A 281-nucleotide genomic window follows, 5' to 3' on the forward strand; every position below is an offset into this window, starting at 1 on the left:
GACGCTGAATACTACAATGCGCCCGGAGAGGGACTTTTCGCGCAGTTTATCCAGCGTTTCCAGACCGTTCATGCCGGGCATATTGAGATCTAACAGGATCAGATCGGGATCAAGAGACTCCGCCAGTTCAATACCCTGTTCGCCATTACTCGCTTCGCCAACCACGGTGATATCTGGTGCCATACTGATAAGCTGTTTTACGCCAGTTCGCAACATCGGGTGATCGTCGATCAGCAGGATAGTAGCCGGTTCCTGATTACTCATGGGTATCTCCTTGGACG

The 281-nt window shown here is 51.6% G+C and carries 1 protein-coding gene; it reads right to left on the minus strand.

Annotation, left to right across the window (positions count from 1 at the left end; translation table 11 throughout):
* Nucleotides 1-264, minus strand: a 264-nt coding sequence (locus LZP73_RS20965) for a response regulator (protein ID WP_234236926.1), incomplete at its 3' end; no start/stop codon positions are given.
* Nucleotides 265-281 lie beyond the last annotated feature (17 nt).

The sequence above is a fragment of the Shewanella sp. AS16 genome (genome assembly GCF_021412365.1).
In the GTDB taxonomy this organism is placed as follows: domain Bacteria; phylum Pseudomonadota; class Gammaproteobacteria; order Enterobacterales; family Shewanellaceae; genus Shewanella; species Shewanella salipaludis.